At 49.7% G+C, this 12,527-nt stretch carries 10 protein-coding genes; 5 read left to right on the forward strand and 5 right to left on the reverse strand.

Annotated elements, in window-relative coordinates; genetic code table 11:
- Window positions 1-2,124, reverse strand: coding sequence for a DNA helicase RecQ (recQ, locus tag CRP01_RS30035; RefSeq protein WP_099153767.1), 2,124 nt, complete (start codon window positions 2,122-2,124; stop codon window positions 1-3).
- A gap of 481 nt (window positions 2,125-2,605) precedes the next feature.
- Complete coding sequence (locus CRP01_RS30040; RefSeq protein WP_099153768.1) at window positions 2,606-3,187, reverse strand: hypothetical protein; 582 nt, start codon at window positions 3,185-3,187, stop codon at window positions 2,606-2,608.
- A gap of 188 nt (window positions 3,188-3,375) precedes the next feature.
- Here CRP01_RS30040 and CRP01_RS30045 point away from each other — a divergent pair, with 188 nt between their 5' ends.
- From CRP01_RS30045 to CRP01_RS30065, 5 genes are all read left to right on the forward strand, one after another.
- On the forward strand, window positions 3,376-5,814 hold the full coding sequence (locus CRP01_RS30045; protein ID WP_099153769.1) for a penicillin acylase family protein: 2,439 nt from the start codon (window positions 3,376-3,378) through the stop codon (window positions 5,812-5,814).
- A gap of 63 nt (window positions 5,815-5,877) precedes the next feature.
- Entirely contained in the window at window positions 5,878-6,237 is a 360-nt protein-coding gene (locus CRP01_RS30050) for a hypothetical protein (protein WP_099153770.1), read from the forward strand.
- A 332-nt stretch (window positions 6,238-6,569) separates the two neighbouring features.
- The gene (locus CRP01_RS30055) at window positions 6,570-6,977 is read left to right on the forward strand and encodes a 2TM domain-containing protein (RefSeq protein WP_099153771.1); all 408 of its coding nucleotides are present in this window, start codon (window positions 6,570-6,572) and stop codon (window positions 6,975-6,977) included.
- Window positions 6,978-7,071: 94 nt separating this feature from the next.
- Entirely contained in the window at window positions 7,072-7,434 is a 363-nt protein-coding gene (locus tag CRP01_RS30060; protein ID WP_143473590.1) for a hypothetical protein, read from the forward strand.
- Window positions 7,435-7,477: 43 nt separating this feature from the next.
- Window positions 7,478-9,175: a coiled-coil domain-containing protein gene (locus CRP01_RS30065; RefSeq protein WP_099153773.1), complete on the forward strand. Its 1,698-nt coding sequence runs from the start codon at window positions 7,478-7,480 to the stop codon at window positions 9,173-9,175.
- A 382-nt stretch (window positions 9,176-9,557) separates the two neighbouring features.
- On the opposite strand, the gene CRP01_RS30075 is transcribed toward CRP01_RS30065, so the two are convergent.
- The 3 genes from CRP01_RS30075 to CRP01_RS30085 form a co-directional block, all read right to left on the reverse strand.
- The gene (locus CRP01_RS30075) at window positions 9,558-10,961 is read right to left on the reverse strand and encodes an NAD(P)(+) transhydrogenase (Re/Si-specific) subunit beta (RefSeq protein WP_099153775.1); all 1,404 of its coding nucleotides are present in this window, start codon (window positions 10,959-10,961) and stop codon (window positions 9,558-9,560) included.
- Between the two features lie 14 nt (window positions 10,962-10,975).
- A complete protein-coding gene (locus CRP01_RS30080) occupies window positions 10,976-11,284 on the reverse strand; it encodes an NAD(P) transhydrogenase subunit alpha (RefSeq protein WP_099153776.1) in 309 nt (102 codons plus the stop codon).
- 112 nt (window positions 11,285-11,396) lie between these two features.
- Entirely contained in the window at window positions 11,397-12,497 is a 1,101-nt protein-coding gene (locus tag CRP01_RS30085; protein ID WP_099153777.1) for a Re/Si-specific NAD(P)(+) transhydrogenase subunit alpha, read from the reverse strand.
- Window positions 12,498-12,527 lie beyond the last annotated feature (30 nt).

Raw genomic sequence — 12,527 nt, forward strand, 5'->3', positions numbered from 1 at the left:
TTATTTGGAATACGCCAGTGCCAGACGGATCTTTTCGTAGGGGATTTCCCGGTTCATTAGTTCGTAAAGATCCTTTAGCCGGGCCGGTTGCTCCACGTATTTCCGGGATTTCCAGACCCGTTCGGCCTCTTCCTTGGAGATGTAGCGATAAATATCGACTTCGTATCCGTTCTTGATCAACTCCTCCAGATGACTGTAAACGGTAGCCGGGGAAAGATTGCGCTCGCGGGCGATCTCTTCGATCGATAGGTTTTCCTTGTAAAAATCGTAGGTGACCAGTACTGTACTGCCGGAAATGTGATTGCTGTTCCGGCGAACGTAATCCCGGATGGCTTCCTGGAATTCGTCTCCGTACAACTGCAGTTTCCGCTGACCGACCCCCGATACCCGTTGCATATCCAGATCGTTCATCGCACGGGTAGCGGACATTTCCTCCAGTGTGGCATCGGAAAACACCAGATAGGGCGGTATTCCGCGCTCCTGGGCGAGGCGTTTGCGCAACTGGCGGAGCTCTTCGAACAATTCGTCCCGGGTACGCTGACGCGTGCTCTTGGGCGCACTGGCCTTGGCTTTGGCCTTTTCCGCTTTGAGCCGCTCCTTTACGGTGGTCATCTTCACGAGCTGGACCGCTTCCTGATCAAATAGGGCCCGTTTACTGGCGGGCGTAAGCTTCAGCACATTGTGTTGATCGTGGGCAACTTCGAGATAACCCAGGTTGATCAACTGGTGCATATAATCCCGCCATTCCACAAAGGGAATATCCCGGCCGGCACCGTACGTTTTAATTTTATCGTATCCTCTTTCCATGATCTCGCGTCGGCCCGAAGCTCTCAGCACATTGATCAGCATGTTGACGCCGACCTGTTCCTTGAGGCGGTAGACGGCGGAAAGGGCTTTCTGGGCGATAACGGTACCATCGATATACTCCGGCGGGTTTTTACAGATGTCGCAGTTGCCACAGTTCTCATTGAGATCTTCGCCGAAATAATTCAGCAGTATCCGGCGGCGGCAGGCCAGGGATTCGGCGTACTGCTGCATGCGTTCGAGTTTGGCGAGCTGGACCTCCGTGTTTTCGCTTTCGTTCTTCTGGATGATATCCTGCATCAGGCTTACATCCGCAAAGCTGTAGAATAGGAGGGTAGCGGCTTTGGCGCCGTCCCGCCCGGCCCGTCCGATCTCCTGGTAGTAGCCTTCGATATTTTTGGGCAGGTTATAGTGGATGATCCAGCGGACATTAGATTTGTCGATACCCATTCCGAAGGCAATCGTAGCGCAGATGATCGGGATGTTATCATTGATAAAATCCTCCTGCACCTGATCGCGGTCGGCGGGAGACATACCGGCGTGGTAGTGCGCTGCCCGGAACCCGCGGTCATTCAGTTTTGCGGCCATTTCCTCGGTGCGCTTGCGGCTCAGGCAGTAGATGATCCCACTGTCTTTGGGCCGCTGGGCGATAAAGGCCAGGATCTGTTCCAGGCGCTTCTGACCGGGGCGAACTTCCAGGCTCAGATTGGGCCGGTCAAACGAAGCGATGAACAGCTGGGGATCCTCCAGTTGGAGTTTATCCATGATATCCCTGCGGGTGATCTTATCGGCCGTAGCCGTCAGTGCAACTACCGGGATATCGGGAAATTGCCGTTTGAGAAATCCCAGTTGCGTGTATTCCGGACGGAAATCATGGCCCCAGGAGGAAATACAGTGCGCTTCGTCGATGGCGAATAAATTCACATTGGCGCGTTTCAGCAAGGGAAAGAATTCCTGGGAGAGCAGCTTTTCCGGCGACACGTACAGCAGATCGATCTGGGACTGAAAGAATTCTTCCTCCACGAGTCTTTGTTCACTGCTGTTGAGCGAACTGTTGAGAAAGGAGGCCTTAATACCGTTGGACCGCAATCCCTCAACCTGGTCTTTCATCAGGGAGATGAGCGGGGAGACCACCACACTGCAGCCGGGTAAAATGACCGATGGGATCTGATAACAAATGGATTTGCCGCCTCCGGTGGGCATCAGCACTACACAGTCCTGCTTTTGAAGAATATTTTCAATAATGTCCGCCTGCATCGGGCGGAAATTATCGTAACCAAAATACTTCTTCAGGGCAGCCTTCGCGGAGGAAATATCCATATTTTGTAAATGTATTGTTACAAAGATAGGTAATATTCAAAAGTCCTCCAAAATTAGGGATAATATATCGTCCGGGTGGGCAGGAGCAATAAAAAAACCCTTGCTTTAGTAAGCAAGGGTCTCTAACCCAAACAAATAAACACAAAAACTACTTTTTAAGATTAGTACAATAATAAAGGGTTTTTATTATATAAGCAACATTTTGGGAGGTTAAAAATCATAGAAAAATTGAGTTAAATTCGTATATATCTGTAAATCAGTAATTTAACTGCATGTATTTTTTTATCATTTAACAATTACTTCATATTGAGTGATTATTTCCATGTTATACAATTATAATTATTAATTATTGTCGAATTATTAATAAAATGTAACATGGTAATTGATTGAAAATTGGTTTTTTTTAGTTTTTTATGCAGGTTTTAAAGGATTTTGGGTCGACAAAATGTGACATATAAAACGCCTGATTTTTTACCATTTTTTAATAAAATTCGGTTAATCGGAGGTAATCCTGCATACTGATCAGGAAATGATTGCGCTCGGCAGCATCTCTAAACAGTGGCGCTCTCGCACCATCTGCAAAACTTACTTCCAGAGCATGCGACTTGCGAAGGGACTCATAAATCCCCAAACCGACCCGATACATATTGCCGGCATTCAGGGTATCCAGGTGATAGCTCCCGGAATCCTGCCGGGACTGCCAGTAAACCACGGCCGGGATCTCCGGAGAGATATTTTCTCCGCTCCGCAAAATGACCTGGGCCTGGTCTTCCATCCAGATATCGGCGATCACGGGATAAAGTTGAGGTTTTGGACTCTGGTTAGCGATCTTACGTAGCAGATAGTAGTCGGTTCGGGTGTCCCGGTCCTGCTCCCACTCATAAGCCGTACTGCGGATATTTTTAAAATAGATGCGGGAGGGTGGGGTAGTGCGGAATTTTTTCTCAACGACCGGCATGGTTTCCGGAGGTCCTTCCCCGCAGGCGCTGAAAAAAAGGAAAAAAAAGGAAAGCCAAAAAATAGTATTTTTAGGCCAGGCAGGCCCCGGTTTGATCATCTTCATAAGTTTTTAATTTGAACGTGTTTAATTTTCCGTATTCCGCTGGAATGGTTTCTTTTTTCGATGGCGTATGGTACCGGTGAGAACCGGAGGTGGAAATTCTCCGGCGAAGCCCGGGCCCATCGGAGCGGATCGCTTTCCGGCTAAAAAACGGGTTTTAGACAGGTTCCAGGCTGACAATACTCAACAACATGCGATATATTAAGTTCGTCATAGCCCTTGTGCTGACCGTGCTGCTTCTGTTTACTCTGGGTCTGAATCACCCTTATGGGAGTTCACTTCCACCCATTGGCAGCTTCTTTAATCCCTTTTCGGGTATCTGGCAAAATGCGGTCGGGCACGAACTGGCGTCCGAAGAAATGTCTCTGGAGGGATTAAAGGAACCCGTCCAGGTGGTTTTCGATGAACGGCAGATCCCCCATATTTTTGCCGGTAATACCGAGGATGCGTTTTACGCGCAGGGATACATCACGGCTAAGTTCCGGCTGTGGCAGATGGATGTTTCCGCCCGCGCCGCCGGTGGCCGACTTTCCGAGATCATGGGGGAAAATATGCTGGAGCGAGACCGGCTGCAGCGGCGAAAGGGAATGCTCTGGGCGGCCGAAAAAGCCTGGGAAGCCTGGCAGCAGTCGCCCGAAGAAAAAGCCTGGGTGGAAGCCTACACCCAGGGCGTCAACGATTACATCGAACAGCTGTCGCCGGCCGAATACCCGATGGAATTCAAATTGTTGAACTATACGCCCGAACCCTGGACCCCGATCAAGTCCGCCTTGTTCTTTAAAAATATGGCGGAAATGCTCTGCGCCCGAAATGAGGATCTGGGCGCTAGTAATACCATGGCTGCCCTGGGCCGGAATATGTTCGATTTCCTTTTCCCGGAAAACAATCCCCGGCAATCCCCGATCATTCCGACTACGAAAACCTGGGATTTTACACCTATTGCCATTGCGCCCGATACGGTCAGCGACCGGGAGATGTTGTCTTACTCCCACCGGGGCATTCCCCAGCCGCCTCCTTTTATCGGCAGTAATAACTGGGCGGTAGCGGGCAGTAAAACGGCGGACGGACATCCGATCCTCAGCAATGATCCCCACCTGAGCCTGACTCTGCCGTCGATCTGGTTCGAAGTTCAGATCCATACACCGGAGTTTAATGCCTACGGCGTTGCTTTGCCGGGCATCCCGGGGATCGCCATTGGGTTTAACGAACATATTGCCTGGGGAGAGACGAATGTCGGGCAGGATGTACTGGACTGGTACCGCATTCTCTGGGCGGATGACGATCGTACGGAATACCTGCTGGACGGCGAACGGCAGCCGGTGGTCACGCGCACCGAAAAGATCGATGTGCTGGGGCGCAACCAACCCGTACTGGAAGCGGTCAAGTATACCGTGTGGGGCCCGATCGTTTACGAATCGGACGACTCGCAATACCAGGATCTGGCCATGCGCTGGGTAGCCCACGACGCGGATGCCGGAGCACCCTCGCACGAACTGGGCACATTTGTCAATCTGATGCGGTCCAAAAACTACGAAGATTACAGCCGGGCGCTCACTACCTTCAGTACACCGCCCCAGAATTTCGTATTTGCGAGCCGGGAAGGAGATATCGCTATAAAGGTCAACGGCCAGTTCCCACTCAAGCGTAAGGAGCAGGGGCGTTTCGTTCAGGACGGCAGTTCCTCGGCGCAGGCCTGGCAGGGATTCATTCCCAAGGATCAGGTGCCGCAGATACTGAACCCGGAACGGGGTTTTGTTTCATCTGCAAACCAGCGTTCTACGGACACAACCTATCCCTACTACTATCTCGGCGGTTTTGATGATTACCGAGGCCGTCTGATCAACCGACTGCTGGGCAATATGGAAAAGATCCGGGTGGAGGACATGATGGCCATGCAGAATAATAATTACAGCCTCAAGGCGGAGGAAGGGGTACCGGCATTGCTCGGCCAGCTGGATCAGACCGGACTGGGAGAACTGGAACGGCAGATGATCACCGATCTGTCCGCCTGGGATTTTCGCTTTGAAGAAGACAGTAAACCGGCCTTTGTATTTACCAGTTGGTTGTCGGCTGCCTTCCGACTGACCTTTGACGAGATCTTCGCTCTGGCCGAAAACCAGGAGGTTACCTACCCGGAGACCTGGCGTTTTCTGGAATTGATCTACCAGGATCCCTACCACGATATCTTCGACCGGCAGGATACTCCCGAGCCGGAAAATGCGCGGGATGTGATCACCCAGGCATTTCTGGAAACGGCGGAATCCCTGCGCGAAAAGTACGAAGATGCGGATTACAGCTGGGGCGAGTTCAAGGGAACGGAGATCCCCCACATGGCCCGCATTCCGGGACTGGGCACCGGCTACCTTTCCGTCGGCGGTTATGCCGACGCGATCAATGCGATCAAAGGTACGCACGGTCCTTCCTGGCGGATGATCGTGAAACTGGGGTCGGAGATCGAGGCCTGGGGTGTTTTCCCCGGAGGCCAGTCCGGGCATCCCGGTAGTCCTTTCTACGACAATGCGGTGGAAAAATGGCGTAAAGGAGAATATTACAAGCTGAACTTTTACCATAGTCCCGATGAGAGCGAAGCGGCCGGAGCCGTAAGCTGGAAAATGGCGGGCGGAGGTTAATGCCTCCGGTGGAGAGAATTGATCATTAAAAAGTTTTTTGCTACAGATTTAAAGTGCACAGTTATGGTAAAGTTTTTGCTCTTTTTTGCCGGCCTCCTGGTTCTGGGATTCATCTTTCAGTTATTTCTACCCTGGTGGATCATTACCCCGATTGCAGCCATCCTGGCCTGGCTACTCCGGCTGAATCCGAGACAGGCATTTACCGCTTCGTTAATTGCGGGATTATTATTGTGGGGCGGATACGCCATTTATCTGGATAATGGCATCCTTAGTAATCGTTTAGGAGCTATGATGGGTGGACTCCCATCGGCCCTGATCTTCGTGCTTACCAGTCTGGTCGGCGGATTGCTGGCCGCAATGGGAGGCGTAACGGGTAGCCTGGGGCGTGAGATCATGCCGGCTTCCTCCGGAGAGAAGGTATAAGGGTGGATCCTTTTAAAGGAGATCCTTCGGTCTTCCGCTAGCGTAAATTCGATCAATGCGGGTTATCCCTTCCCGGAAAACGATATTTTAATCCCCGTCCTGCTGTCGTCCGTTCTCTGAGATAATGCAGCGGTAGCTTTGTCGGGGGGCCGCAGCGCCGTCAAATGAGCGCCAGATCGCTGAAATCGCCCGTGATGGATGACTAAAGTAGGTCTCAACCATTTGAAGTCAGTTCCCAAATTGTTAGTTTTGTAAATCCCCATTATATCTACTGGGAAGCGCTTTCCAACAAAAAACGGACTTGTCCGTTAAAAAATAAAAGACCAGTAACAATGAACAATCTCGAATCCGAAGCCTACAAAAAAGCTGCCAAGCGGGTAAAAGCGAAAAAAGAGTTTTACAACCATCTGGCCACCTTCGTCGTGATGGGTGTTTTTTTCTTTTTACTCAATGCAGTTACTGCCTGGGGAAGCTGGTGGTTTTACTGGCCCATGCTGGGGTGGGGGATCGGCATTCTGTTCCACTATATTGACGTCTTCGGTATTCCGGGGGTTGAACAGGTGAATGATTCGGATTGGGAAGAAAAAGCCATTCAGGAGGAATTGAGAAAAATGGGATATTCCGGTAAAGAAAAAAGCTTCGGCAAAAGTGAAGAGGAGGATTATCTCGATCTGAAAGAAATGAAAAAAGAAAAGGCAAGCAGAGGACGTACGCGTTGGGATGAGGATGAATTGGTGTAAATTTCAAACCGATCTAAATTAAAGAATAATGCCCGCCTCCCATTTTCCGCCGGAATTTTTACAGCCATGCCTTTTTTCCATTGAGCAGGCGGTAATGAATACCAAAAAAGAATTTCCCAAACTGAATGACCGGGACGTTGAATTGACCTATGATCAGTTAAAAGCTTTTTTTCAAAAGCTGGCCAAAGGAAAGGAATTGGACGAGCCTGAATCCACCAACCCTGCCCGACACGCTCTTATCGACGCTATTCTCGAAGTTCTGGATATGCGGGAAGAAATGGCAGCGGATGAGGCATACATTCTAAATGAGAATTATCGATTCGGGGGAAATCTCATTCCGAATATCGAAGTTTTCTACAGCTCCGGGTTCAATTATTTACGTCGTTCGGTCAGGTTTTGGCGGAAGGAGAGAGGGCAAAATGGTTATTTGAAGTTTTTGTCTGAACAAATGCCCTGAGAATAGGATATAATATTTCAATTGTAAATTAAAGAGTAATTAATTGGAGATAGAAAAGAGTGCCGAAGCGCTAAAAAAAGAAAAAAAAATAGCCGAGCTGGAAAGGCAGATCAAACGTACACAGACTACTCTAAAAAGTCTGAAGACCCGACTGAATAATAATCAGACCCGGATCGAAGAAATTCAACGTGAGGTTTTTAATAAAACCGAAGAGATCAGAGCGCGCTGGATCACTTTAAATCAGGACATCGAGCAATTGGTGAATAAGCTTTTTGACGATCGCCGAATCAATGATTTAGATAAATCCATTATAGAGGAATTATATGAGGGATTGGTAAAGGACCAACAGGTAGAAATGCCCCCCATTGATATGCCGGATTCAGAATATTCGGAAACTGAAGAAAAGGCCAGATTCCGGGAAATGTTCAGTTCCTTTAGAGTGGAACCGAATCCTACGGATCAACAGGAAATTCGCAAGGTATATTTAAGATTATCTAAGAAGTTTCATCCGGATAAGGCAAATAAAGAACAAGAAATTGAACAATACCACCATTTGCAACAAAAGATTAACGCTGCTTACAAAGCTCATGATATTCAGGAGTTATTGGATCTGGAAGCATTGTTTGATGAACCTGAACTAAATCTGAAAGAAGAATCGACCATTGATTCGCTGGACTCTCAAATCATTGCACTTGAGCATCAGTTAAAGATGTTGAAGAATCAACAGAAGCGGTTAAGTAAAGAAATTAAGCAGCTCCGCAATAGCGAGATGGGTAATATGCTGACTATGGTAAACGGCATGGAGCGCTACGGCGCTTCCCTGGATGAAGGATTGGGTCTGCCTATGATGGAGGATATGCTCGGTATTCTGGATAGGTTGAAGCTAGCGCTGGAGGAAACGGATAAATCGGGAAGGGTCTCGCCGGAATTGCACAAAATAAAAGGAGAAATAATGGAGGCATTTTCGCCTTTTGATCTTGATGATGAAATTTTTGATGACGAAGATTTAAGCGGGGACTTCTGGGATAATGGGATCTCCAATTTTGCACCAAACCCCCGTCCAAAGTTTCCAGTCGGCACTGCCGTTTGCATCCGGCGGAGTATGGAAATTTACTCCTTTGATGACAAAACCGATGCGGAATATACTTTTGACGGGAAAGGTTTATCCGGAGTCATCAGTGAAGCTCTTTTGGACGAAGAAGGAGTTCCCTTTTACTATCTTACTTTGGATATCGCCTCCATGAAACGTATGCCGGCCGATTACGTTCGCTTGCGTACTGACCTGTTCAACCAGTTAGAAATAGAAGATGAAAATGATCTTGCAACTATCAAGCCCAATAAGCAAGAAGATCCTAAAAAAACTTATGCGGCCTTTAGAAAAATTCTTTACAGCCATTTATTCAGTTCTCTTCCCAAAGATCAGCAAAAACGCTTAGAAAACATATTATTAGCCTTTCCCGGCGAAACGGATGAAGCGAACTGGCTGGCCTATTTTGAAGATAATTTACCATTACCATTTCCGGCAAAATCCAAAGATTTCTCTCAACATATAAAACCCGGTCAAAAAGTAGAAGTACTGCAATACGGAGGGTATTCAGAAGAATTCTACCTTATGGTTATCGTTCAGACTGGTCGGGGTGGGGCTAATATATTGCCGCTTTATGAATTGAAAGGAATAAAGTCCGGTCCGGTAGCTCAACTATTGGAAGATTATTCGGAATGGTATGAAGTAATGTTATAAAAGGAAAAAGTGGTAGTTTAGAAAGGTCCTAAAAAAAGAATGGGACTTGCTGTGGAGCCATAGCAAGTCCCGTCGTAAACACGCTTCTTGTTGATAGGTGAATAGGAAGGATAAATATTTTCTAACTGAGGTATCAACTAATTACACAACAAATATACAGCGCATTCCAGGGGGGCAAAACCCCATTTTCATGGGGTAGGGGGTGGGGGCACCCCCCATACCGTCGCTTTTTTGGATATAGGCTGGGTCTTGATTATTTTTTAAGTATTTGATTATCAGTTGATTAAAAGCAAAAAGGGCAGCATTGGAGATCCAATACTGCCCTTTTTTATTTGTCAAGGGGTAGGAGAATTTTTTTTAAAAAAATCTCAAAAACCCACTTTTAGAGGTTTTTCAGTTCCTGAACCAGCTTATTCAGAGAGTCTTTGGCGTCTCCGAAAAGCATTCTGTTTTTTGCATGGAAGAACAATGGGTTCTGAATACCGGCGTAACCCGTACTCATACTTCGCTTCAGTACGATCACGTTTTTCGCCTCCCATACGTTCAGCACGGGCATACCGTAGATCGGGCTGCCCGGATCATCGTAGGCGGCCGGGTTGACCACGTCATTCGCTCCCACGATCACCACCATATCCGTATTGGGCAGGGCGCTGTTGGCATCGTCCAGGTCGAGCAGTTTGGGATAAGGCACATCCGCTTCGGCGAGCAGTACGTTCATGTGGCCGGGCATCCGCCCCGCTACCGGGTGGATGGCGTATTTCACGTCCACACCGTTCGCTTCCAGCAGATCATCCACTTCCTTACAGACTTTCTGGGCCTGCGCCACGGCCAGACCGTATCCCGGCACAAACATCACCGAATTGGAATAGTATAGCTGGATAGCTGCATCGTTGATGCTCACTTCTTTGGCAACCTGGTCGCCGTCCGCACCTTTAGCGGAGCCGCCCCCGCCACCGAAACCGCCGATGAGTACGTTGAGCAGCGAGCGGTTCATGGCCTCACACATGAGAACCGTCAGGATGGTACCGGAAGCACCCACCAGAATACCGCCGACGAGCATGAAGTTATTTTCGTAGATCAGGCCCGCTGCCGCCGCCGAAAGTCCCGTGAAGGAGTTCAGCAGAGAGATCACTACGGGCATATCCGCGCCCCCGATGGGGATCACAAAGGAAAAACCGTAGATCAGGGCCAGTACGGTAAAGATCATGGCCATCGTCAGGCCGGCTTCCTGTCCCTGAATGACCAGCATAACGCCCATTACGATCAGGACCAGCAGCATGATCTGGTTGATGATATTGTGTTTGGGCAGGGTAAGGGTATTATCCCGGACCAGGCCCTGCAGTTTACCGAAAGCCAGCAAACTACCCGTAAAGGCCACACCGCCAATCAGCAGGGTAGACAATACGATGACCAGTTGACCGGAGTCCAGCGTGCGTTCGCCGCCGTAGAACTGGAAGACCTCGACCAGTGCCAGTACGACTGCACAGGCACCACCCAGACCGTTGAACATGGATACCATCTGCGGCATAGCCGTCATCTGGATCCGGCGGGCGGAAACCCAGCCGATACCGGCACCGACGGCCATGCCGCCCAGGATCCATCCGTAATTATTACTGGTATTTTCCAGGGGAGCCAGCATAGCGGCAATGATCGCCAGCCCCATTCCGATACTCGCCAGGATGTTACCGCGGCGGGCCGTATCGGGAGTACTTAGCAGGCGCAGGCCCCAAACAAAGGCGATTGCACCCAGTAAATATGCGAGATTTATGTAAAAAGTAACTGCCATGTTGGTTCTCGTTATTATTTTTTACGCTTAAACATTTCCAGCATACGGTCCGTCACCGCAAAGCCACCGATCACGTTGATCATTCCGAGGATCACCCCGAGAAAGCCCAAACCGAGCCCGAGGTAATCATTGGGGTCCGACTGACGGATCAACAAAATGGCACCGATGATCACCACGCCACTGATGGCGTTGGCACCCGACATCAGAGGGGTGTGCAATACGGTCGGTACTTTGGAAATGACCTCGAAACCGAGGATGATGGTAAAGATCAGGAGGTAAATCAGAAAAAGATTCTGATTAAAAAACTCGTATACGCTTTCCATATGTCGTTTATTGAATGCTTATCGACTGGTTGACAGCGGTGGGGTAGTGCGGCGCAATGGTTTTTGAAAGTGACCATGTGCGTGCCTACGGATCACCCGCTACCGCCAGCTTTTATTCGCTAATAGTAGTTTCCGGTGCGGTGGTGATCAGTGCCCCGCTGACGATCTCATTGTTCATATCCAGCGACAGCTCACCGTCCTTCACCAGTATTTTGAAGAAGTTGAACAGGTTGTTGCTGTACAATACACTGGCATCCTGCGGCATAAGGGCCGCCAGGTTGGAGTCGCCGATAATGGTCACGCCGTTGTGGTTGACTACCTGATTATCCTCCGTCAGTTCACAGTTACCACCCGTAGAAGCGGCCAGGTCGACGATCACCGAACCGGGACGCATATTGTCCACCGTCGATTTCGGGACCAGGATCGGCGCTTTGCGTCCGCGTACCTGAGCGGTCGTGATGATGATATCCGACTTAGAAGCGCGGTTCTGCACCTCTTCCCGTTGTCTTTTCAGGAATTCTTCGGATTGCTCCACGGCGTAGCCGCCGGCTCCGGTATCTTCCTTGGCACCTTCGATCTCGATGAATTTGGCGCCGAGACTCTTTACTTCCTCCCGGGCGGCCGAGCGGGTATCAAAGGCTTCCACCTGGGCCCCCAGTCGTTTCGCCGTAGCGATCGCCTGGAGCCCGGCTACACCCGCACCCAGTACGAGGATCTTGGCGGGACGGATACTACCGGCCGCAGTGATCATCATCGGGAAATAACGGGGCAGATAACGGGACGCCTCCAGCACCGCCTTGTATCCGGCAATGGAAGCCATGGAAGACAGTACGTCCATGGATTGCGCCAGCGTGGTCCGCGGGATCATATCCAGACTAAATGCCCGCAATCCGAGACCGTTCAGCCGATCCGCTACATCGTGATCGAAAAAAGGCTGGAATTGGGAAATGAGCATTTTGCCTTTGTCCAGGCTTTTCAGTTCCGGTTCCTCCAGGGGATTGATACTGATCAGCACGTCGGCTTTTTGCAGGATGTCTTGGTGGGAAGCGATGGCCGCGCCGGCCTCTTCGTATTCGGAGTCGGGAAAGTAGGCGTCGACCCCAGCTTGCGTTTCGATAAGAATGTCCAGATTGAGCTCCTTGAGCTTTTTGACCGTATCCGGAACAACGGCCACGCGTTTGTCCGCGGCCTCTTTGAGTACTCCTATTGTCATGCCTCTTGTTTGTTTCGGCCATTTCCCGGA

The sequence above is a fragment of the Flavilitoribacter nigricans DSM 23189 = NBRC 102662 genome (assembly GCF_002646595.1).
Classification (GTDB): Bacteria; Bacteroidota; Bacteroidia; order Chitinophagales; family Saprospiraceae; genus Flavilitoribacter; species Flavilitoribacter nigricans.

What these genes read in the sequence shown, in the direction of transcription:
- recQ (WP_099153767.1), bottom strand. Translation starts at nt 2,124, where the DNA reads ATGGATATTTCCTCCGCGAAGGCTGCCCTGAAGAAGTATTTTGGTTAC.
- CRP01_RS30040 (WP_099153768.1), bottom strand. Translation starts at nt 3,187, where the DNA reads ATGAAGATGATCAAACCGGGGCCTGCCTGGCCTAAAAATACTATTTTT.
- CRP01_RS30045 (WP_099153769.1), top strand. Translation starts at nt 3,376, where the DNA reads ATGCGATATATTAAGTTCGTCATAGCCCTTGTGCTGACCGTGCTGCTT.
- CRP01_RS30050 (WP_099153770.1), top strand. Translation starts at nt 5,878, where the DNA reads ATGGTAAAGTTTTTGCTCTTTTTTGCCGGCCTCCTGGTTCTGGGATTC.
- CRP01_RS30055 (WP_099153771.1), top strand. Translation starts at nt 6,570, where the DNA reads ATGAACAATCTCGAATCCGAAGCCTACAAAAAAGCTGCCAAGCGGGTA.
- CRP01_RS30060 (WP_143473590.1), top strand. Translation starts at nt 7,072, where the DNA reads ATGAATACCAAAAAAGAATTTCCCAAACTGAATGACCGGGACGTTGAA.
- CRP01_RS30075 (WP_099153775.1), bottom strand. Translation starts at nt 10,961, where the DNA reads ATGGCAGTTACTTTTTACATAAATCTCGCATATTTACTGGGTGCAATC.
- CRP01_RS30080 (WP_099153776.1), bottom strand. Translation starts at nt 11,284, where the DNA reads ATGGAAAGCGTATACGAGTTTTTTAATCAGAATCTTTTTCTGATTTAC.
- CRP01_RS30085 (WP_099153777.1), bottom strand. Translation starts at nt 12,497, where the DNA reads ATGACAATAGGAGTACTCAAAGAGGCCGCGGACAAACGCGTGGCCGTT.